This is a genomic window from Herbaspirillum sp. RV1423 (assembly GCF_000577615.1).
Lineage (GTDB): Bacteria > Pseudomonadota > Gammaproteobacteria > Burkholderiales > Burkholderiaceae_D > Herbaspirillum.
In genome coordinates, this window is the sequence record NZ_CBXX010000020.1 from 98,090 (window position 1) to 120,257 (window position 22,168).

Genomic DNA, 22,168 nt, shown 5'->3' on the forward strand with positions numbered 1-22,168 from the left:
ATCTTCACGACACTGGGTCCCGGCGTACGCCGGGACGACGGTAAACCAGGCATCCCTTACAAAACAGGACATTCATTACAAGCACAACATCGCCGTCGTCCTGACGGAAGTCAGGACCCAGTGGCGTTCGGAGATCTTCACGACACTGGGTCCCGGCGTACGCCGGGACGACGGTAAACCAGGCATCCCTTACAAAACGGGACATTCATTGCAAGTACAACATCGCCGTCGTCCTGACGGAAGTCAGGACCCAGTGGCGTAACGGACCTCTTGACGACACTGGGTCCCGGCGTACGCCGGGACGACGGTGAACCAGGCATCCCTTACAAAACAGGACATTCATTACAAGCACAACATCGCCGTCGTCCTGACGGAAGTCAGGACCCAGTGGCGTAACGGACCTCTTCACGACACTGGGTCCCGGCGTACGCCGGGACGACGGTAAACCAGGCATCCCTTACAAAACGGGACATTCATTGCAAGCACAACATCGCCGTCGTCCTGACGGAAGTCAGGACCCAGTGGCGTAGCGGACCTCTTCACGACGCTGGGTCCCGGCGTGCGCCGGGACGACGGTAAACCAGTCATCCCTTACAAAACGGGACATTCATTACAAGCACAACATCGCCGTCGTCCTGACGGAAGTCAGGACCCAGTGGCGTAACGGACCTCTTCACGACGCTGGGTCCCGGCGTACGCCGGGACGACGGCAAACCAGTCATCCCTTACAAAACGGGACATTCATTGCAAGTACAACATCGCCGTCGTCCTGACGGAAGTCAGGACCCAGTGGCGTAACGGACCTCTTCACGACGCTGGGTCCCGGCGTGCGCCGGGACGACGGTAAATGAGGCATGCCTTACTTCGCCAGCGTGGCCGTGCGGATCACGCCGTCGGGCACATAGCGGAAGCCCTTGACCGACTTGGATATGCCGAACAAGACGTTGTCGTGGTTGAGATAGACGTAAGGCACGTCCTTGACCAGGATCTGCATGGCCTGGTCGTAGAACGCCTTGCGCTTGGCGTCGTTGCTTTCCAGGCGCGCCTGTTGCAGCAGGTCGTCGACTTCCTTGGTGCCGTACTTGGAGTAGTTCAGCGAACCGTTGGTGACGACGAAGTCGTAGACGTTCTGGTCGGGGTCGGGACGGCCGCTCCAGCCGACGAACAGGCCTTCATAGGTGCCGGCCTTGCCCGACTCGATCTGCGTGGCCAGCTCGGCCTTTTCCAGCGTCACGCTGATGCCGGCCGGACGCAGCATGCCTTGCACCATCTGGCCGACTTGCGACTCATACGGCGTGGTCGGCAGGGTCAGCCGGAAGCTGAAGCCGCCTTCCTTGCCGGCCGCCTTCAGCAGCGCCTTGGCGCGCGCGAGGTCGACCTTGGGCGGCGCGTCGGCTTCGCCGTGGGCGAACTGGGCCTTGCTGAACGGCGAATGGCTGGGCGCGACCGCGCCGTTGTAGACCACCTTGGCGATGGCGTTGCGGTCGATCAGGATGTCGACGGCTTCACGCACTTCCTTCTTGTCGAACGGCGGCTTGGAAGTGTTCAGGTAAAAACCGCGGAAGCCCAGCGACGGCTTGTTGATGACCGAATACTTGGCGCCGGCGTCGATGTTGGTGATTTCCTTGTACGGGAAACGGTTGGTGATGTCGACCTGGCCGCTGCGCAGGTTGTTGAAGGCGACGTTGACGTCGTTCATGATCTTGTAGACCACGCCGTCGGCCTTGGGCAGGCCGGCCTGCCAGTAGTGCGGATTCTTTTCCAGCGTGATGGTGGCGCCCTTGAGGCGGCCCTTGTAGATGAAGGGGCCGGTGCCGACCGGGTTGTTGACGTAGTCGTCGCCGTATTTTTTCACCGCGTCGGGCGAGGACATCATGCCGGCGCGATCGGTCAGGATCGACAGGAACGGCGCAAACGGCGTGCTCAGTTCAAGCTTGATGGTGGAGTCGTCGACCACGGTGATCTGCTTGATGTACTTGAGGTCGTTGCGGCGCAGGGAGTTTTTCTCCTGGCCGCGCAGCAGGTTGAATTCCACCGCCTTGGCGTTGAACGGCGTGCCGTCCTGGAATTTCACGCCTTTTTGCAGGTACAGCGTATAGGTCTTCTGGTCGTCGGAGATGGTCCAGCGCTGCGCCAGCATCGGCACGATCTTGCCGTTTTCGTCGAGATCGACCAGCTTGTCGTAGATGCTTTGGTAGACCATGCGCTCGACGATCATCGACGATTGCGTCGGATCGAGCTTGCCGGGGTCGTCGTCGAGAGAAATATTGATGACCGCGGCGAAGGCGGACAAGGCGACGCCGGTCAGCAGACCGGCCGCGATCAGTTGCTGGAGAAGACGCTGAAACAGGGGGAAAGACTTGTTCATCGTTGTTCCTTTCAATGTAGGCACCAATGTATACATTGCCGTAGACATGCATTTATCGTGCCACACTCGTCCTGAAAGACGCGAGGGAAAACGTTGGGATAGCGTGATTTCCGTTGCTGCAGCGACAGGATATCCGCGCTGCTGCGGGCATTGCGCCGCAGCAAGAAGCGCGCGGCGGGGGCGTAATACCGTTCAGTGAAGCCTGTTTCCCCCGCCGTCGTCCCAGCGCACGCCGGGACCCAGCGTCGTGAAGACGCCCGATAACGACGCTGGGTCCTGACTTTCGTCAGGACGACGGTTGTGGCGGGCTGACGATGCGATGGCACCGTTCAGTGAAGCCTGTTTCCCTCTCGTCGTCCCAGCGCACGCTGGGACCCAGCGTCGTGAAGACGTCCGCTACGACACTGGGTCCTGACTTTCGTCAGGACGACGGTTGTGGTGGACTGACGATGCGATGGCACCGTTCAGTGAAGCCTGCTTTCCCCTCGTCGTCCCAGCGTGCGCTGGGGCCCAGCGTCGTGAAGACGCCCGATAACGACGCTGGGTCCTGACTTTCGTCAGGACGACAGATTGGTGGCGAGGGGCTGGATTTCTGTCTGGAACGCGACCGGATGGGAGGAAGAAAAACGACCCGGCGCCTCACTCAGGCGCTGCGCTGGTGCATACCCGGTAGCCGGGAACCCCTGATTGGTGCAACGCATGAAAATCCGGCAACAATCCGTCAGGCCGGCGACGCCGGCATTTGTCGCAGTTTGCCAACACCTTGGCTTGCTTCAGGCGCCCTTGCGAGCTTGCGGACTGGCTAGCGCAACGCATCGGCGCGCGAGGATTTCGGTGGGGTCGAGCACCGGGACCGTCTTGCCGGCGATGTCGAACGCGTCGTCCTGGGAGATCAGCAACGGCAGTTCGGTGCAACCGAGCACGATGACGTCGGCGCCGTTGGCGACCAGATAGGCAATCGCCTGCTTCAGCCTGGCGCGCGCGGCGTCGTTGACGAAGCCGGCCTTGACGCCGTGCTCGCCGTAGATCACGTCCATGACGATGGCCTGATGCTCGGCGTCCGGCGCCACGAGGCGGAATTTGCTGCGCTCGATGATCTGGTGATAGACGCGGCTGGCGATGGTGCCGGAGGTGGCGAGCAGGCCGATGCAGGTTTTGTCGCCGTGCTGCTGTTCGATGTAGCTGACGGTTTCGGTCAGCATGTTGACGATGGGAATCGACAGATAGGACTGGATGCGTTCGACGAAGGCGTGCGCGGTATTGCACGGGATCGCGATCATGTCGGCGTTGTCGTTCTCGAGGCGCTTGCAGGCGGCATAAATGGCCACCGTCGGATCGGCGCCGTCGGCGATCAGGTTGTCGGTGCGATCGGGAATCTTGGGGTTGTGCTCGACCACCAGCTTGATGTGGTCCTGGTCGCGCGCGGCGGGCGTGTTCTTGATGACCTTTTCGATGAAATCCACCGTGGCGGCCGGGCCGACGCCGCCGACCACGCCGATCTTGAAGGAGCGCCCAACCTGTCCGGCCTTGAAGCTCAGGGCCGATTCCGCGTAAATCCGGTTGGTGTCGATGATGGGGATGCCGCGCGCGGCGAGCGCGTCGGACACGGTGGAAATCTCGGTGATGCCGGGCACGATCACTTCCGCGCCCTGGTCGAGCAGGTCCTGGCAAGCGCGGTGGAGCAGGTCGATCGACTCGCCGTCGAGGTAGCCGTTCTTGATGCCGGTGGTGCCGTACACCGCGCGCATCAGGCAGGCATGCTGGATCGCCGGGGACGGATAGACCAACTGGCAGTCGTCGGCGAAATACTTCTCGAACAGCGCCTTCTTGCGCACGTAACTGGAGGTCAGGATGCCGATCTTGCGCGGCGCGGGCAGGCGCTGGGCCAAGTTGGCGCGGATGGCGGCCATCATGTCGATGATGGGCAGGCTGATCTCGGCCTGGACCTCGTCGAGGAAAGTGTGGCTGATGAAGCAGGGCAACAGCACGGCGTCGGTCTTGCGCCCCTCGAACTCGCGCAGCATGTCGAAGACGTAGAGCTTGCGCGTGTTGGTCTGGGCGTTTTCGGCGCCGGCCATGTCGATGTCTTCGAAGGCCTGCTGACCGAACAGGACCTTGACGCGCTCCTTGAGCGGGGCCTTGGCGGCCGCCTTGGTCACCTTGGCGTAGAGATCGGCGCTGCCGATGGCGCCGAGGCCGCCGATCACTCCGACTGACAAGGGGCGCGGCGCAAGTTGTTCGACTTTCATGACGGCTGTTCCGGAAGATACCGAGTGGTGGTGTTCAATACACCGAGGATAATTCGTTACCGGGCGCGAGGCTATGCAAAGTAGTACCAAAGTTATGTTATTGCTGCATAGTTCGCCAAAACCTTGCCTGACGGCACTATCCACGCCGCGCTGTCGCGAGCCGTCATTGCGGCTTCTTCAACAGGGCCAGCATATTGCGATGACGCGCATCGAAAATGCGCGCCATATAGCGATCCACGAACAGTTTCTCGACCAGTCTGCCGCCGATGGCGCTGTAGGCGACGCGGTCGGTATACAGCGTCCCGCCCGGGGCCGCGGCGACGATATGCTGATGGCGGAACGATTTCAGCGGACCGTCCAGCATCTCGTCGATGAAATGCCGGTTGGGCCGGACCTCGACAATACGCACCCGCCACCGGGCGGGAATGCACCAGAACATCCAGTGCCAAAACCGGAACTCGCGGCCCTGCTCGATGCGCAGGTCGGCAATATCGAGCTTGGCGACGGGACGCACCGGCTCGGGGAAGATTTTGGGGAAATTGGCGCCGTCCAGGCAGAATTCAAACACTTCTTCTGGCGTGCAGTTGGGAATGATGGTGGCGCGTTCAAGTATTGGCATATCGGATCATGGTCGGAGAGGTGCTGCCGTCAAGTCGGTGGAGTCCCACGCAGATCGAGCAGCTTAACGGCGCTGCGAAAACCTGTCACCCGGAAACCATGCCTGGCGACAAGATATCGCATGTCGGCATTGTTGCCTCAATTGCAAAAACAGTATCGGCAATGAAATGCCGCCCTCGCCGGCCGCCCGCCCATCGTATTCCTGCCTTGCATACCGGCATGTGCTTTTTTCTCAAGTCTCGTTGAGCGGACCCGTTATAGTGGTGCTGCACCTGCGTTTACCGGATGGGCGCGCAACCTCAAGGGATAGGGAAAAATGAAAAATCTGAAAATAGGCACGCGCCTGGGCATCGGCTTTGCCGCCGTCCTGGTGCTGATGAGCATCATCACCGCGATCGGCGTCTGGCGCCTCCAATCGGTCGGCAAGCTGACCGATTTCATGGTCAACGACGCGCTGGTCAAGGAACGGCTGGTCAATGCCTTTTACAAATCGATCGAGCTCAACGTGGGCCGCATCGTGGCCGCCGCCAAGAATGCCGATCCGGTGCAGCAGAAGTTCTACAAGGACCAGATCGTCGCTACCATTTCCAAGAACAACGAGTACGTGAAGCAGTTGGAAGCCCTGTTCCAGGACGAGCAGGGCAAAGCGATGCTCAACGAGATCAATGAGCGCCGCAAGGTGGTGATCGCCGACAACACCGCCGTCTTCAAGGAAAAGGATGCCGGCAATGAAGATGCCGCCAAGAAAATCGTCGACGAGAAGTTGATGCCGGACAGCCAGATCTACCTGGCGGCGATCGAGAAGCTTTCCAACGTGCAGAGCAACGCCATCGCCAGCCTGACGGTGGAGGCCGACAGGCTCTTCAAGACCGCGCGCACGCTGATGATCGCGTTGGGCGCCGTCGCGTTGCTGGCCGGCATTGTGCTGGCCGTGATCATCACGCGCTCGATCACGCGGCCGCTGGTGACCGCGGTCGACGTCGCCGGCCGCGTCGCGCAAGGCGACCTCGGCACCCGCATCACGGTTGAATCGCGCGATGAAACCGGCCAGTTGATGGCCGCGCTCAAAGGCATGAACGACAACCTGGTCAACATCGTCGGCCAGGTCCGCACCGGCACCGACACCATCGCCGCCGCCTCGACCGAAATCGCCAACGGCAACCTCGACCTGTCGTCGCGCACCGAACAGCAGGCCGGCGCGCTGGAAGAAACCGCCGCCGCCATGGAAGAGCTGACCTCCACCGTCAAGCAGAACGCCGACAACGCACGCCAGGCCAACCAGCTTGCCGTATCGGCCTCCGAAGTGGCGACCCAGGGCGGCGCCGTGGTCGGCCAGGTGATCGACACCATGAGCGCCATCAATGAATCGTCGAAGAAGATTGTCGATATCATCAGCGTGATCGACGGCATCGCCTTCCAGACCAACATCCTGGCGCTGAACGCCGCCGTCGAAGCGGCGCGCGCCGGCGAAGAGGGCCGCGGCTTCGCGGTGGTGGCGTCGGAAGTGCGCAGCCTGGCGCAACGTTCGGCCTCGGCCGCCAAGGAGATCAAGGAGCTGATCACCACCTCGGTCGACAAGGTCGACAGCGGCAGCAAGCTGGTCGAAACCGCCGGCGCCACGATGTCCGAAGTGGTCGCCAGCGTGCACCGCGTGACCGACATCGTCGCCCAGATCAGCGCCGCCAGCACCGAGCAGAGCACCGGCATCGAAGAGGTCAACCGCGCCATCGTGCTGATGGACGAAAACACCCAGCAGAACGCCGCGCTGGTCGAAGAAGCCGCCGCCGCCGCGCGCGCCATGCAGGATCAGGCCGCCAACCTGGCGCAGATCGTCGGCATCTTCAAGTTGCGTTGAGCCTGCGTCTGTCGCATCTGTTTTGTTGCCGTCGTCCCGGCGCACGCCGGGACCCAGTGTCGTAAAGAACGTCAATACGACGCTGGGTCCTGACTTTCGTCAGGACGACAGTGATGCAAACTTTGCGGTAAATTAAACGATGCCAGCCTGCCCCCTCCCTGGCCGGCGGCGGAAAATACCTGGCGCGACCCGCGCAAATACATTCCCGCAGCCGCCGTCTCTCTCGCTACAATGTCTGCTCCCCGTTTTTGGCAGACTTGAGCGAACCGCATGACCACCATCGAAGACATCCAGCGCGCCGCCCGGCGTCTGCAAGGCCAGATCCTCAATACGCCGTGCGTCGAATCGCGCACGCTTTCGGAGATCGTCGGCGCCCAGGTTTTCCTCAAGTTCGAGAACCTGCAATTCACCTCCTCGTTCAAGGAACGCGGCGCCTGCAACAAGCTGATCGACCTGGCCGCCGCCGGCGTGAGCGGCGTGATCGCGATGTCGGCCGGCAACCATGCGCAAGGCGTGGCCTACCATGCCCAGCGCCTCGGCCTGCATGCCCTGATCGTGATGCCGCGCTTCACGCCGGGCGTGAAGATCGAACGCACGCGCGGCTTCGGCGCCGAAGTGGTGCTGCACGGCGACACGCTGGAAGAAGCGCGCGCCCATGCCTTTGCGCTGGCGCAGCAGCGCGGCCTGACTTTCGTCCATCCCTACGACGACGAAGCCATCATCGCCGGCCAGGGCACGATCGCGCTGGAGATGCTCGACGCCGTGCCCGACCTCGACACGCTGGTGGTCGCCATCGGCGGCGGCGGCCTGCTGGCCGGCATGGCGGTCGCGGCGCGCGCGCGCAAACCCGATATCGATATCGTCGGCGTGCAGGCCAAGCGCTTCCCGTCGATGATCAACGCCGTGCAAGGCACCACGCACGCGCTCGGCACCAGCACCATCGCCGAGGGCATCGCGGTCGCCACGCCCGGCGTGCTGACGCGCGCGATCATCGCGCGCGAGGTCAACGACCTGCTGCTGGTCGATGAAGGCGACATCGAGCAAGCCGTGCTGATGCTGCTGGAAATCGAAAAGACCCTGGTCGAAGGCGCCGGCGCCGCCGGGCTGGCGGCCCTGATCCGCCATCCCGAACGCTTCCGCGGCAAGCGCGTGGGCATGGTCCTGTCGGGCGGCAACATCGACCCGCTGCTGCTGGCCGCCATCATCGAACGCGGCATGGTGCGCGCCGGCCGCCTGGCGCGGGTGCGCGTCTCCGCCCGCGACGTGCCGGGCGTGCTGGCGCGCATCACCGCCACGGTCGCCGAAGCCGGCGCCAACGTCGACGAAGTGCATCACCAGCGCGCCTTCACCATGCTGGCGGCGCAGAACGTGGACATCGAACTGGTGCTGCAGACGCGCGGACGCGATCATCTGGCGCAAGTATTGAATGCCTTGCGCGGAGCGGGATTCGAAGCCGAAGAGCAGCATTAGGACTGAATTCCGACCGTCGTCCCGGCGCACGCCGGGACCCAGTGTCGCGACAGCCGCGAACACGACGCTGGGTCCTGACTTTCGTCAGGACGACGGCATTGAGGGCATTTTCTGGCGCTGGCGCTGGTGCTCAACGCGTTGCGCCAGGCCGGGCTCGAAGCGGAAGAGCAGCATTAGGACTGAATTCCGACCGTCGTCCCGGCGTGCGCCGGGACCCGGTGTCGTGACCGCTGCAGACACGACACTGGGTCCTGACTTTCGTCAGGACGACGGCACTAATGACATCGACGGTATTGAGGGCATTGACGGCATTTCAAGGCTTGCGGTGAAGCCGTAGAGCTTCTCGCTTGACTGAATGGCATTGAGGGAAGAGACATGGGATTTTCGCTGGAAAATTTCGAATACCTGGCCTATTCGCGCCAGCATGAAGCGGCCGCGCGCGAGCTGATGGACCTGTTGTCCGGGCTCGACGCCAACTACGGCCTGCCGGGCGAGAACTTCAGCGCCAAACCGCTGGGCAGCGTGCTGCCGCAAGAGCTCAACGACCACGTGGTCACGCGCATCGCCGCCGCGATTTCCTGCCTGTTCGCCGACAGCGAATTGCAGTTTTCCCAGCCCGGCTTCAGCCAGATGATGCTGATGCATCGCTGGCTCTCCAGCCTGTTCGCGGCCAGCCCGTTCCGCAACGCCGACCACGTGGTGCGGGCTTGGAACATGCGCGGCCAGGGCAACCTGCGCGAAATCGAAATCGCCGACCGCGACCTGATCAAATTCTGCCTGCTGTATTCGCCCGAGTCGGAAATCCCGATGGACCTCGACGCCTTCTGGGCCCACGACAAGGTGCTGGTGGCCAGCCTGTGCCTGGCGCTGCTGTCGCCGCGCCTGCTGGCGACGCCGGTGGCCTATGAAAAGCGCGAGCAGATCCTGCCGTGGCTGGCGGCGCGGCTGGAACAGATCGACGATTTGGCGGGCCTGCCGGCGGGCATCCTGCACGACGTCTACATGCATTGCAGCTACGCGCGCCGCGCCGACAAGCACGACATCAAGAAGCCGATCAATGCGCTGATCCGGCGCAGCATCGCCAGGGCCGGACTGACGCCGCTCGGTGCGTCGGCGCCTGCACTCGTCGGCACCATCGGCGGCAAACCGGTCCTGCTGGTCGTGGTGGAATGGTTCAGCGCGGCGCACTCCATCTACCGCACGCACTCGCGCACGCTGGAAGCGGCGCGTGAACTGTTCCACGTGGTCGGCATGGGCTATCCGGGCACGGTGGACGATGCCGGGCGCGCGGTGTTCGACGAGTTCATCGAGATCGCGCCGGGCGAGGTCCTGCAACAGTTGGCGCAGATTCGCGGCGTGGCGCAGGACAAGTCGGCCCAGGTGCTGTACATGCCGAGCGTGGGCATGTTCGCGCTGACCATGTATCTGAGCAACCTGCGGCTGGCGCCGGTGCAAGCGATGGCGCTGGGCCATCCGGCCACGTCGCATTCGCCGGAAATGGATTATGTGGTGGTGGAGGACGATTACGTCGGCGACCCGGCCTGCTTCAGCGAACAGTTGCTGCGCCTGCCGAGCGACGGCATGCCTTACCGTGCATCGGCGCTGGCCGATGAACTGAGCTTGCCGACGCAGATCCGCGAAGAACCGGAAACGGTGCGGATCGTCGTGGCCGCGACCACGATGAAGCTCAACCCGGATTTCCTGCTGGCCTGCCAGCGCATCCTGCGCGAGGCGAAGAGCAAGATCCGTTTCCACTTCCTGATCGGCCAGGCGCAGGGCATGCTGATCTATCCGCAGGTCAGGCGCGTGATCGGCCAGTTCCTCGGCGACGCCGCCACCGTTTATCCGCACCAGCATTACAGCGCCTACATGCAGGTGATCGCCGGTTGCGACATGTTCATCAATCCTTTCCCGTTCGGCAATACCAACGGCATCATCGACACGGTCGGCGCCGGCCTGGTCGGCGTGTGCAAGACCGGGCCCGAGGTGCATGAGCATATCGATGAAGGCTTGTTCGGACGGTTGAAGTTTCCGTCATGGCTGACGACGCCGACGGTGGACGACTACGTCAAGGCCTCGGTCAGGCTGGCCGACGATCACGCCGAACGCAACGCGCTGCGCCGCGCGCTGACCGGCGTCGATGCCGTGCAGACCATCTTCCGGGGCCGGCCCGAGATCATGGGGCAGATGCTGATGGCTGCGCTCGACGCCAAAACGTCAATGGACTAAATATCCGCACGGTCTTTGCGAGCGCCGCGCTTGCAGGCATACATCGCCTCGTCGGCGCGTTGCAGCAGCATGGAAAAATCGCAGACCTCGCCCGGCGACAATGTGGCGACCCCTGCGCTGACGCTGAGCGGACGATGCGGCCAGTGCGCCGTTTTCAGCATGCTCTGGATGCGCTGGACCACCAGGTGCGCGCCGGCCTGCGGCGTGTTGGGAAGGATCACGGCGAACTCGTCGCCGCCGAACCGCGCAATGAAATCGCTGGCCCGCAAGGGCATGTGCAGCAGTTCGCACAACTGGCCCAGCACCACATCGCCGGCCGGATGGCCGTAGGTGTCGTTGTATTGCTTGAACATGTCGACGTCGATCATCAGCAGCGACAACGCTTCGCCGCTGCGCAGATGACGCGCCCATTCTTCGCGCAGGCGGCGGTCGAAACCGCGCCGGTTGCCGACGCCCGTCAGGGGATCGGTCAGGGTCTGGCGTTGCAATTGCTGCAGGTCGCGGTGCAGGTCCAACTGGGTGACGAATTGTTGCGCCAGCAAGTGCAGCCCGGTGCGTTGATGCGGTTCAAGCAGGCGCGCCCGGCGGTCGAGCACGCACAGCGTGCCGAGCAGATCGCCGCGCACGCTGCTCAGGGGCACGGCGGCGTAAAAGCGGATGCCCGTCGGCCCCCTGGCCATGCCGTGACGGCCGAAACGCTTGACGAGGCTGAGGTCGCTGATTTCGGTGATGCGCTCCGGCGTGCGGACAGCGGATTCGCACAAGCTGAAATCGGCGTTGCTGCAAACGATGCCCGACTGCCCGGAGAACCGCCACCATTGACGGCGCCGGTCGACATCGCTGTCGAGCGCGACGGCCGCCGTCAGCGACAACGCGCCGCTGTCGGTGCAATCGAACTGGCCGCGCAATTGCGACACCATGACGATGGGCGCTTCGCACATCGCGCCGGCGAGCGAGGCGACGTTCCAGAGCAACTTGCCGAGGCGCTCATCCGGCTCGCTCACGGGATGCCCGGGCAAGCGCGCAGAGTCGCCCGCAGCGCAGCCTTGCCGACCGGCGCCGTCGAGACTGAAACTGGGTGTGTCGCTGCTTGCTCCTCGCAAAACGTCCATCGCCGCTCTTTCCTGTTGTTCCGAGCCCTGAACCACAGAATGTAAGACTATCCGGCGCGGCTGTATATCCCTAAAACAGATGACATCGCGTTTCGACGACGGCAATTGCCATCACGCCGCAAAGCAGCATGGCAAAACGACAATGACAAAGAAACAAGCTGCGCTCACACCTTGCGATAAAAACCCTGATCGGTGCGGATGCCCAGCTCGTCCACCATCTTCTTCGGATCGAAGCCGTCCGCGGCAAATGTCTTTTGCACAACCTCATGCGCTGCCGCCATGGCGTCGGCGTTCTCCCACTCCAGGAAGGTGACGACATTGAATTCCGCGGCGCCGCCGGCCTGGGTCAGGATGTATTGCTGCAACAGGCCCGGCAAATCGGAGAAGATGCCGTGCACATACGCAAGCTGCCTGCTGAAGATATCAAGCGAAGCGGCGGGGACGGCGAACCGGTTGATGCGAAAGATGGAGGGATGCGCCGACGGCGACGCAAACGGACTTGCGGAAGACATGCGGTTTCTCCTATAGAATGACAAGCCATCGCAGTCTAAAACCTCAAGTAATATTCAGGTCAAGAGGAAATCGATGTACTCATTGGAACAAGCGGGCATCGCGCCCATGCTATCCGTCGGCGAGGTCGCCAGGCGCAGCGGCGTGGCGGTGTCGACGCTGCACTTCTACGAATCCAAGGGCCTGATCAGCAGCACGCGCACCGGCGGCAATCAGCGCCGTTATGCGCGCGAAGTCTTGCGCCGCATCGCTTTCATCCGCGTCGCGCAACGCGTCGGCATCGCGCTGGGCGAGATCGAAGCGGCCCTGGCCACTCTGCCGTCGACCGCCGCGCCGACCCGTGCCGACTGGGAACGCCTCTCGGCCGGCTGGCGCGCCGAACTCGACGAACGCATGGCGCAACTCAAGAAGTTGCGCGACACGCTGGACGACTGCATCGGCTGCGGCTGCCTCTCCCTTGACCGCTGCCGCCTGCGCAATCCGCTCGACAAGCTGGCGGTGCAGGGCGCGGGACCGCAGCGCCTGCTGGTCCGGCGCAAGCAGGAAGACTAAATTATTTTGGGCGGCTTGCAATATTCGCCGCTGTGATCCGTCTTCACAGCATGGAAACAACGCCGCCTTCCAACCCGATGGCCGAAGCCGACCGACACATCACCGACACCGTGCTGCGCGAGCGTTCACGCCTGCGCAACTTCATCCGCACGCGCGTGCCGGACCCGAGCGAGGCGGAGGACATCCTGCAAGATGTCTTTTATGAACTGGTGGAAGCCTGTCGCCTGCCCGAGCCGATCGAGCAGGTCGGCGCCTGGCTGTTCCGCGTGGCGCGCAACCGCATCGTCGATCGTTTCCGCAAGAAAAGGGAACAGCCCTTGCCGGATGCCGGCATCGGCACTGACGACGAGGACGACGACGGCTGGCTCGACCAGTTGCTGCCGATCGCCATCAGCGACGCCGACGTCAATCCCGAGGCCGCCTATGCGCGCACGCTGTTGCTGGCCGAGCTGCACGACGCGCTGGACGAGTTGCCGGAGGAACAGCGCGACATTTTCATCGCGCACGAACTGGAACGGCGCAGCTTCAAGGAGCTGGCCGCGGAAACCGGCGTCGGCGTCAACACGCTGCTGGCGCGCAAGCGCTACGCGGTGCTGCACCTGCGCTCACGCCTGCAGGCGCTGTACGACGAACTGGAATGAATGACCGACGCAAATCGTCGGGCTTCGCTTTTTTTTAACTCGCTCACTCGCACCACGTAAAGGAGGACATCATGAGCTGTCAACGCAAGTACTGGAAAATCCTGATCCCGATCCTGGTCATCGCCGCCGCCGCGGCCCTCGGCTGGATCGTCATGTCGCTGTGGAACTGGCTGTTGCCTTCTCTGTTCCCCGGGGTTCGCCAGATTGCGTTCCTGCAGGCGCTGGGCCTGTTCGTGCTGTGCCGCATCCTGTTCGGCGGTTTTCGCGGACGCGGCGGCTGGCGCGGCGGTCATCACCGTCAGCGCTGGGAACAGATGAGCGAAGAAGAACGTGAAAAATTCAAGCAGGGCATGCGCAGTTTCGGTCGCCGCTGGCACCGTGGCGAAATGAATCCGCCTGAGCAAAAGGAACCGAAGACCCCGACCCCGGACGGCGTCTGAGCGCATTGCAGGCGCTATGCAACCATCGCCCTGACGCAGGTCAGGAGTCAATGTCGTATCGCCTCCCTTTACGACACTGAGTCCCAGCTTTCGCTGGGACGACGGCGATAGACATTAACCGAACGGCTTTATCGTGCGACGCAGGATTGCTCAATCGTCGCCGATCGAGATCTGCGGTTCGTCCTTGTGCTTTTTCAAAATACCGGCGGCCTGCTCGTGATGCGGCGGGCGCGTATGGTCCAGTTTGGTTTCGGTCGATTCTTCGTACTCGTGAGCGGGATCGAGCGGCGCATCGGCGTTCGGATCGACGGCGGGGGATGACGGACGGGCGGACATGGCGTTCTCCTTCAGGCTCGCTTGCGGCACGCCTCCAGGCGCGCGCAACTGCCGGATAAAAGTCAGCTTACTCCTGTTGGAGCGATCGTGTCAGCATTCGCGTCGATGAGGAGCGTTGGCATCACCACTGTCGTCCTGACGAAAGTCGGGACCCAGCGTCGTATCGACCATCTTCACGACACTGGGCCTCGGCGCACGCCGGGACGACGGGGAATGGAATGCCTATCGATGGAAAATAATATCGCCGTCGTCCTGACGAAAGTCAGGACCCAGCGTCGTATCGACCATCTTCACGACACTGGGCCTCGGCGTACGCCGGGACGACGGGGAATGGAATGCCTATCGATGGAAAATAATATCGCCGTCGTCCTGACGAAAGTCGGGACCCAGCGTCATATCGACCATCTTCACGACACTGGGCCTCGGCGTACGCCGGGACGACGGGGAATGGAATGCCTATCGATGGAAAATAATATCGCCGTCGTCCTGACGAAAGTCAGGACCCAGCGTCGTATCGACCATCTTCACGACACTGGGCCTCGGCGCACGCCGGGACGACGGGGAATGGAATGCCTATCGATGGAAAATAATATTGCCGTCGTCCTGACGAAAGTCAGGACCCAGCGTCGTATCGACCATCTTCACGACACTGGGCCTCGGCCGACGGCCTGGAAAACAATCAGGCCCTAAAGCCGCAGTGCCGCTATTACCCACCCGCCTGCCGCTCATCGCAAACCGTCGTCACCAGCCGTGCCAGGCCGCCGCCTTGCGATACGCCAATCCCGCCAGCGCCACGTCTTCCAGGCCGATGCCGATGGCCTTGTAGATCACGATGTCGCCCTCCTTGCGCCGATACCCCATGCTGCCGTCGACGGCCTGGCCCAGCTCCCATACGTCGTTCCAGTCGAAGGCGCCCGGCGCGCATTGCACCAGGTCGCCGGCTTCGATCTGCGCCTGCGGCTTCCACTCGACCACCAGCGCGGCGGCGCGCTTGATGGCGAGGTCGTCCAACTCGCGCACGGTGGCCTTGCTGGCGCCGACGGCGGCGACGAACGCGCCCGGCTTGATCAGGTCGCCCGAGAACAGCGGCGTCGTCGCACGCGTCACCGTCACCAGCACGTCAGCCTGACGCGCCGCCTCGTCGATCTCCACCACGCGGGCGGGAACGCCGTAGGCGGCGGTGACTTCATCGGCCAGTTCCTGCCGGCCGGAGAGGCCGGCGATCAGGATTTCCTTGAACTTGCGCACCTGCAACAGCGCCGGGATATGCGAACGCGCCTGCACGCCGGTGCCGATGACGGCGAGCGTCCCGACATCCTTGCGCGCCAGCGCGTCGCAGGCCACGGCGGTCGCCGCGGCGGTGCGCAGGCCGGTCATGGTGTCGCCTTCGATGGTCGCCAGCGGCGCGCCGGTCTCGGTCGAGAACAAGGTGATGACGAACTTGAACGCGCCCTTGACGGTGGTGTAGACCTTGGCGCCGGCGATGCCGGCGTCGGGAATCACCGCGCCCATCATCGACAACATCACGCCGTTGGAGGCGCTGGTGCGCACGCGCGCCTGCTGTGCGCCGCTGCCGGCGGCGGCGAAGGCTTCGCGCATGGCTTGCACGGCCTCGGCCGTGGTCACGAGTTCGCTGACTTGCTGGTTGGTGATGAGCTTCACGATGGTCCTCTTCAAAATGATGGTTGATGCAAAAACGGATGCTTGCCGGGAACCGGACGACTGCGCTCAGCTCAGCGCACCGCATGCGCCGCGCTCAGGCAAGCCCAGATGCGATCCAGGTCGGGCCGCGCATCGTCGATGCGGCGATAGACGCGGATGTCCATCTCGTCGCTCCACAGGCCGCTCGACAAGGCCTCGTTGTCGTTGGGCGCGATCGCCAGCGTCAGCTTGCCCTCGGCCACTTCACGCGTGACCGCGCTGGCCGGCAGCCAAGCCACGCCGTGGCCTTCCAGCACCATGCTCTTCAAGCCCTCGGCAAGGTCGGATTCGAAGCGGCGGAACACATGCACCGGACGCGGGCTGGCGCTCAGTTGTTTCTCAACGATGCGGCTGAGCGACGAATAGAAAGAATAACTCAGGAAAGGCACCGGCTCCGCCGCCGTGCCCGGCAGCGCATACTTGGGCAAGCCCTTGCCGACGGTTTTGACGTAAGGGCGCAGCGGCTCCTTGCCGAGCGACAACATGGTGTAGCGCTCGCTGTCGAGATCGATGCCCTGCTGCGGATGGTGATAACAGATCAGCAAGTCGCAATTGCGCTCGACCAGTGCCATAACGGCATCGTGCACATTGGTGGCCTGCACGGTGGTCGCCATCGGGCCGGTGGCCTGCTCGATTTCGGACAGCAGCTTGGGATACAAGGTCAGCAGCAGCGTATGCGGCATGGCGAACTTGACCACCGCCTGCGCCCCGGCCAACTGGCCGCGCAGGATCAGGCGCGCCTGGGTCGACTGGCTGAGCATCTCGCGCGCGATCGGCACGAAGGACTCGCCCGCCCGCGTCAAGGCGCAAGGATAGGTGGAACGGTCGAACAGCTCGGCGCCGAGCCAGGCCTCCAGCGAACGGATGCGGCGGCCGAAGGCCGGTTGCGTCACATTGCGCAGCTTGGCGGAACGGCTGAAGTTCAGCGTCTCCACCACGGACAAGAAGTCCTCCACCCATTTGATTTCCATTGTTTCCCGCGCTTTTCCCTGATTTTTTGGCTTGAATGCCGCTGCTTTGGAAGACTCTGTGATGCCGTCCGGCGATGTGTACTTTCCGGCATGACACTATACAAATACGGCATGGGAAAGTCCCATGCCGTTTCGGCATTACCTGCGTGACAACGGTTTGGGGCGAGACATCCACGCCAAAAATGCCTGTCTTATGCCCCGTCGTCCTGACGAAAGTCAGGACCCAGCGTCGTAGCGGACGTGTTCACGACACTGGATCCCGGCGTGCGCCGGGACGACGGGGGATGGAATTCCTATCGACGGAAAATAATACTGCCGTCGTCCTGACGAAAGTCAGGACCCAGTGTCGTAGCGAGCATCTTCACGACACTGGGTCCCGGCGTGCGCCGGGACGACGGAGAATGGAATGCCTATCGATGGAAAATAATATCGCCGTCGTCCTGACGAAAGTCAGGACCCAGTGTCGTAGCGAGCGTCTTCACGACACTGGGTCCCGGCGTGCGCCGGGACGACGGAGAATGGAATGCCTATCGATGGAAAATAATATCGCCGTCGTCCTGACGAAAGTCAGGGCCCAGAGTCGTAGCGAGCGTCTTCACGACACTGGGTCCCGGCGTGCGCCGGGACGACGGAGAGTGGAATGCCTATCGACGGAAAATAATATCGCCGTCGTCCTGACGAAAGTCAGGGCCCAGAGTCGTAGCGGACGTCTTCACGACACTGGGTCCCGGCGTGCGCCGGGACGACGGAGAATGGAATGCCTATCGATGGAAAATAATATTGCCGTCGTCCTGACGAAAGTCAGGACCCAGTGTCGTAGCGAGCATCTTCACGACACTGGATCCCGGCGTGCGCCGGGACGACGGGGGATGGAATTCCTATCGACGGAAAATAATATTGCCGTCGTCCTGACGAAAGTCAGGACCCAGTGTCGTAGCGAGCATCTTCACGACACTGGATCCCGGCGTGCGCCGGGACGACGGGGGATGGAATTCCTATCGACGGAAAATAATACTGCCGTCGTCCTGACGAAAGTCAGGACCCAGTGTCGTAGCGGACGTCTTCACGACACTGGGTCCCGGCGTGCGCCGGGACGACGGAGAATGGAATGCCTATCGATGGAAAATAATATTGCCGTCGTCCTGACGAAAGTCAGGACCCAGTGCCGTAGCGAGCATCTTCACGACACTGGGTCCCGGCGTGCGCCGGGACGACGGAGAATGGAATGCCTATCGACGGAAAATAATATTGCCGTCGTCCTGACGAACGTCAGGACCCAGTGTCGTATCGGCGCCTGTCACAACACAAGCCCCCCGTTTGCGGAAACGACGGCTAAAAGAAACTAAACGGAATCAGTCAACCGGCGGATGCGCGCCTCTGCCGCCTGGCGCAGCAGATTCTCGGCATCGCTCTTGCCGACCGCCGGCGCCGATTCCGCACCCGGGTCGGCATCGGCGTTGGCGACGCGCTCCAGCTCGCTGGCCGCGAAAATCTGGAGACAGGTGTGAATCCCGGCAGCAACGTCGCGCGTCATCTCGACAAAGTCAGCCAAGGGTGCGTCGCGGCCCGGACCGTTGATCCAGCGGAAATCCCGGTGCGTCGGTTGGATAGTTGCTTGATGGGACGTGTCGAAGTCAGGCATGTCTGCCTCCCTGTACGGTGATTGAACCGCATCCCCGCTGCAAAACGAGGAGGGCGGCAAATGGCAAGGTTTGCAGACCGGCGCACAAGGAAACCGGGAGGCCGAAGCCTCCTCACCACTGCCGCCCATAGGACGTAGTGGTGCGGGCGTAAAAAACCGCCGGTCGGCGGTTGCCCGCCTTGTGCAAATCGAGCTGCAAAACTCGTTCCCCTCTTTCTCGGGGACGAAGCAGGTTACCGTACTGCGAAAATGAACGTCAATCATTATCTGACGTTCTCCGCGGTAACGCCGTTCAATCAAGCCTCTCCTGTATGACTGTCGTCCTGACGAGCGTCAGGACCCAGCGTCGTAGCGGACGTCTTCACGACACTGGGTCCCGGCGTGCGCCGGGACGACGGAGAATGGAATTCCTGTCGACGGAAAATAATATTGCCGTCGTCCTGACGAAAGTCAGGACCCAGCGTCGTAGCGAGCGTCTTCACGACACTGGGTCCCGGCGTGCGCCGGGACGACGGAGAGTGGAATACCTATCGATGGAAAATAATATCGCCGTCGTCCTGACGAAAGTCAGGACCCAGCGTCGTAGCGAGCGTCTTCACGACACTGGGCCCCAGCGTTCGCCGGGACGACGGCTTGAGGAAAATGGACTTAACTGAACGGTATTACGTTCTCCGCAGTGAATTACAATCGCCTCTCGGCCCAGCCGCCATCCTGACAACCGCAATCGAGGAAATCCATGCACGACTTCAACGAACTCATCGGCGCATCCGACCAGATCGGCGCGACCGCCATGGCCATCCGCGCACTGATCGTGTTCTGCTTCACGCTGATCTTTTTGCGCATCGCCGGCCGCCGCTCGTTCGGCCAGCGCAGCGCCTTCGACCTGTGCATCACGGTGCTGCTCGGCGCCATCCTCAGCCGCGCCATCGTCGGCGCCTCGCCCATGCTGCCCACGCTCGCGGCGGGCGCCGTGCTGGTGTTGCTGCACCGGCTGATCGGCGTGCTGGTCACGCGCTGGGCATGGCTCGACGACCTCATCAGCGGCACCGAACGGGTATTGGTCAAAGACGGCCGCAAAGACCGGCGCCAGATGCGCGCCGGCCTGATCAGCGACCGCGACATCGACGTAGCGCTGCGCAAGAAGGATGACGGCGCGACGCTGGAGCAGGTGGCGCGCGCGATGATGGAAAGGAACGGGGAGATCACGATTACCTTGCGCCACCCGCATGCGGCGGCGGACGAATCGACGTGAGCGACATGAGCGACGTGAGACGCAAATGAAGCAAGCGCGCTGATTTACAATCGCTTCTTTCTCTTCCTCTTTCTCGTTCTCTTCTATGCAGCGTCGTCAGCGACGACGCCAACCACCACGCCAGCCACCCGATCCCGATGACCAGCCCGACCATCCTGCAAGCCACGCACCTGACCTTCAACTACCCCGAGCGCGAACTGTTCAACGATCTCTCGCTGGACATCCTCGCCGGCGTCACCCTCATCCGCGGCGGCGACGGTCGCGGCAAGACCAGCCTGATCCACCTGCTGGCCGGCGAACTGCAAGCGCATAGCGGTCGGTTGGCCATCAACGGCATCAGCCTGGACGAACAATCTGCGCAATACAAGCAACAGGTCTACTACGTCGACCCGCGCACGGAAGCATTCGACCAGATGACGGTGCCGGAATATTTTGCATCGGTGCGGGCGAGGTTTCCCGACTTTGACGATGCAGCACTGCCAGCATTATTGGAAGGCCTGTCGCTGACGCCGCATGTGGAGAAGAAGCTGTTCATGCTGTCGACCGGAAGCAAGCGCAAGGTGTATCTGGCGGGAGCATTTGCCGCGGGGGCGGCGGTGAATTTATTGGACGATCCATTTGCCGGGTTGGACAAAGGATCAATCAACTTCGTCTGCCGGACGCTCAATGACATCGGCGTCCGGTCGGCGTGGGTGGCGAGTTTTTATGAGACGCCGGGGGAGATTGCTTCGACGGGGATTGTGGATTTGGGGGATTGAGCATGTGATGGCAAGCTCTTCCGCGGAAACGGGGAAGAAATCAGGGAAATCCGTTTCGTCTTGATCGCATTAGCTCTCCGGATTCCTGGTATTCGCCTCGGGATACAGTTCAGGAAGCAATAGATAAAGTGCATCCAGAGGGAGGCCAAAATGGACCGGCCCACGTGCTGAATCGCTTACCACCAATTTGGTCGCCAATAATCGCGCCAATAAAGTTCTACCGGTTCGCTCTCCCAAACCGGTCATTTGAACAAAATCCCCCCGCGATACTGGACCTGCGGCGAAGAGATGATGAAGCGGCAAAATCGCTTCCGGTCGAATTTCTTTATCATGCGCGGCGCGATAGGTGATGAGAGCCTCGATACGCTGCTTCATACCATCCAGATCCAACATGCGAGTCATGAAGTTCACCTGGTCTTCGCATACACCGAGAAAGAAGTCGACCCATTCGGTAAGACCGGCTGCCGTCAAGTTACCTCGTCCATCCAGATCCCCTCGCCTGGGCGCATCGGCATTGATTAACCTGGCATAGTAATCCTGTTGCGCTCGGGCCAAGCCTCTGCTCGAGGACCACAAACCTCCGGACAAGGGCCAAAGGGCGCAATGTGTCTGAAGACGGGTAGCACGCCCGTTACCGTCAACGAATGGATGCACCCACGCGGCTCTATGGTGCAAGCAGGCGATTGCAATGAGCTTTCGTTCCCATCCCTTTTCTTGACCGTAAACCTCATCCATCCGCTTCAGGAACAGTGGTACGGATTCGGGAGCAGGAGGGACATGTCTTCCCACTTTTACAGCCTTTGTTCTTAATGCTCCTGGCTCAACTATGTGACCGTCTTTTGTCGTTCGATCAGCTTGGGATAGCCTGGAGTAGAGCGCTTCATGCGCGGCCAGCAAGAAATCGGACTGAACAGCGCTTTGCCCTTCTTCTACACGCCGCTCCAGTTCTTTTTCAGCGTCAATATGAGCCAATGCAATGCGTTGGAGTTGCGCGATATCGGGCTGGTTGGAAAAGTCCTGATTCAACGCTCTCTCAATGTTGGCGGGATGAGTTCCTTGCCCTTCGATCCGGTTGCTGTAGTAGGAATTGATTGATCTGACGAGCTCTCTTACTGCATCGCGACTCGAGCGGTGACCAACCGATGTCAGGGCAATTGCGGATTGAACAATACCGCTGGCTTTGTGCAGAAGAACATCTTTGTTGACCGTTGGCAACAAAGGCTCGAATTGATGAGGAGAGTCGTACATTTTTGCCGGTTATTTTGCCGTTAATTAATTTTTATAAGATACTGATTTTAATCATTTTTAATATAAAAAACAGCATAAACAAAAAACAATTTTGCCGGTTATTTTGCCGATATATTTTCCGCTGACATCACCAGAGTTGTTTCTCTTGCGCCCCATCCATTGCGGAGTATATCGGTATCGTCCTCACAGAAATCCGTTTCGTCTGCCAGACGCTTA

The 22,168-nt window shown here is 61.8% G+C and carries 18 protein-coding genes; 8 read left to right on the top strand and 10 right to left on the bottom strand.

Going from position 1 to position 22,168, the window contains the following annotated elements:
* Positions 1 to 859: 859 nt before the first annotated feature.
* The 3 genes from RV1423_RS17775 to RV1423_RS17785 form a co-directional block, all read right to left on the bottom strand.
* Positions 860 to 2,368 carry an ABC transporter substrate-binding protein gene (locus tag RV1423_RS17775; protein ID WP_034299363.1) on the bottom strand — a complete coding sequence of 503 codons (1,509 nt, stop codon included), beginning with the start codon at positions 2,366 to 2,368 and terminating at the stop codon, positions 860 to 862.
* Positions 2,369 to 3,141: 773 nt separating this feature from the next.
* Positions 3,142 to 4,617, bottom strand: a complete 1,476-nt coding sequence (locus RV1423_RS17780; RefSeq protein WP_051516750.1) for an aspartate/glutamate racemase family protein — start codon at positions 4,615 to 4,617, stop codon at positions 3,142 to 3,144.
* Positions 4,618 to 4,780: 163 nt separating this feature from the next.
* Positions 4,781 to 5,236 carry an SRPBCC family protein gene (locus RV1423_RS17785; protein WP_034299366.1) on the bottom strand — a complete coding sequence of 152 codons (456 nt, stop codon included), beginning with the start codon at positions 5,234 to 5,236 and terminating at the stop codon, positions 4,781 to 4,783.
* A gap of 315 nt (positions 5,237 to 5,551) precedes the next feature.
* Here RV1423_RS17785 and RV1423_RS17790 point away from each other — a divergent pair, with 315 nt between their 5' ends.
* The 3 genes from RV1423_RS17790 (at position 5,552) to RV1423_RS17800 (ending at position 10,789) form a co-directional block, all read left to right on the top strand.
* Positions 5,552 to 7,090, top strand: coding sequence for a methyl-accepting chemotaxis protein (locus RV1423_RS17790; protein WP_034299369.1), 1,539 nt, complete (start codon positions 5,552 to 5,554; stop codon positions 7,088 to 7,090).
* 270 nt (positions 7,091 to 7,360) lie between these two features.
* Positions 7,361 to 8,560: a threonine ammonia-lyase gene (locus RV1423_RS17795; RefSeq protein ID WP_034299373.1), complete on the top strand. Its 1,200-nt coding sequence runs from the start codon at positions 7,361 to 7,363 to the stop codon at positions 8,558 to 8,560.
* Positions 8,561 to 8,935: 375 nt separating this feature from the next.
* The gene (locus RV1423_RS17800; protein WP_034299376.1) at positions 8,936 to 10,789 is read left to right on the top strand and encodes a peptide transporter; all 1,854 of its coding nucleotides are present in this window, start codon (positions 8,936 to 8,938) and stop codon (positions 10,787 to 10,789) included.
* On the opposite strand, the gene RV1423_RS17805 is transcribed toward RV1423_RS17800, so the two are convergent.
* The gene (locus tag RV1423_RS17805) at positions 10,786 to 11,901 is read right to left on the bottom strand and encodes a sensor domain-containing diguanylate cyclase (protein WP_034299379.1); all 1,116 of its coding nucleotides are present in this window, start codon (positions 11,899 to 11,901) and stop codon (positions 10,786 to 10,788) included. The two genes, RV1423_RS17800 and RV1423_RS17805, sit on opposite strands and share 4 nt — an antisense overlap.
* A 164-nt stretch (positions 11,902 to 12,065) precedes the next feature.
* Positions 12,066 to 12,413: an antibiotic biosynthesis monooxygenase gene (locus RV1423_RS17810; RefSeq protein ID WP_034299382.1), complete on the bottom strand. Its 348-nt coding sequence runs from the start codon at positions 12,411 to 12,413 to the stop codon at positions 12,066 to 12,068.
* A gap of 73 nt (positions 12,414 to 12,486) precedes the next feature.
* Between RV1423_RS17810 and soxR the strand changes: the two genes are divergently transcribed.
* The 3 genes from soxR (at position 12,487) to RV1423_RS17825 (ending at position 14,044) form a co-directional block, all read left to right on the top strand.
* Positions 12,487 to 12,963: a redox-sensitive transcriptional activator SoxR gene (gene soxR / locus RV1423_RS17815; RefSeq protein WP_051516751.1), complete on the top strand. Its 477-nt coding sequence runs from the start codon at positions 12,487 to 12,489 to the stop codon at positions 12,961 to 12,963.
* A gap of 50 nt (positions 12,964 to 13,013) precedes the next feature.
* Positions 13,014 to 13,604 carry an RNA polymerase sigma factor gene (locus tag RV1423_RS17820; RefSeq protein ID WP_034299386.1) on the top strand — a complete coding sequence of 197 codons (591 nt, stop codon included), beginning with the start codon at positions 13,014 to 13,016 and terminating at the stop codon, positions 13,602 to 13,604.
* A 71-nt stretch (positions 13,605 to 13,675) separates the two neighbouring features.
* On the top strand, positions 13,676 to 14,044 hold the full coding sequence (locus tag RV1423_RS17825; RefSeq protein ID WP_051516752.1) for a hypothetical protein: 369 nt from the start codon (positions 13,676 to 13,678) through the stop codon (positions 14,042 to 14,044).
* A 150-nt stretch (positions 14,045 to 14,194) separates the two neighbouring features.
* On the opposite strand, the gene RV1423_RS17830 is transcribed toward RV1423_RS17825, so the two are convergent.
* The 4 genes from RV1423_RS17830 to RV1423_RS17845 all read right to left on the bottom strand — a co-directional run bounded on the left by RV1423_RS17830 (position 14,195) and on the right by RV1423_RS17845 (position 18,694).
* Positions 14,195 to 14,380 carry a hypothetical protein gene (locus RV1423_RS17830; protein ID WP_034299388.1) on the bottom strand — a complete coding sequence of 62 codons (186 nt, stop codon included), beginning with the start codon at positions 14,378 to 14,380 and terminating at the stop codon, positions 14,195 to 14,197.
* A gap of 741 nt (positions 14,381 to 15,121) precedes the next feature.
* Positions 15,122 to 16,042, bottom strand: coding sequence for an ornithine cyclodeaminase family protein (locus tag RV1423_RS17835; protein ID WP_034299512.1), 921 nt, complete (start codon positions 16,040 to 16,042; stop codon positions 15,122 to 15,124).
* A gap of 71 nt (positions 16,043 to 16,113) precedes the next feature.
* Positions 16,114 to 17,052, bottom strand: a complete 939-nt coding sequence (locus RV1423_RS17840; RefSeq protein ID WP_034299391.1) for a LysR family transcriptional regulator — start codon at positions 17,050 to 17,052, stop codon at positions 16,114 to 16,116.
* 1,342 nt (positions 17,053 to 18,394) lie between these two features.
* Positions 18,395 to 18,694, bottom strand: coding sequence for a hypothetical protein (locus RV1423_RS17845; protein WP_034299394.1), 300 nt, complete (start codon positions 18,692 to 18,694; stop codon positions 18,395 to 18,397).
* Between the two features lie 736 nt (positions 18,695 to 19,430).
* On the opposite strand from RV1423_RS17845, the gene RV1423_RS17850 reads away from it, so the two are divergent.
* Both RV1423_RS17850 and RV1423_RS17855 read left to right on the top strand, forming a co-directional pair.
* Positions 19,431 to 19,946: a DUF421 domain-containing protein gene (locus tag RV1423_RS17850; protein ID WP_034299397.1), complete on the top strand. Its 516-nt coding sequence runs from the start codon at positions 19,431 to 19,433 to the stop codon at positions 19,944 to 19,946.
* A gap of 137 nt (positions 19,947 to 20,083) precedes the next feature.
* Positions 20,084 to 20,704: an ATP-binding cassette domain-containing protein gene (locus RV1423_RS17855; protein ID WP_034299400.1), complete on the top strand. Its 621-nt coding sequence runs from the start codon at positions 20,084 to 20,086 to the stop codon at positions 20,702 to 20,704.
* A gap of 69 nt (positions 20,705 to 20,773) precedes the next feature.
* Here the strand turns inward: RV1423_RS17855 and RV1423_RS17860 are convergent, their stop codons facing one another.
* A complete protein-coding gene (locus tag RV1423_RS17860; RefSeq protein WP_034299403.1) occupies positions 20,774 to 21,952 on the bottom strand; it encodes a Fic family protein in 1,179 nt (392 codons plus the stop codon).
* Positions 21,953 to 22,168: the final 216 nt, after the last annotated feature.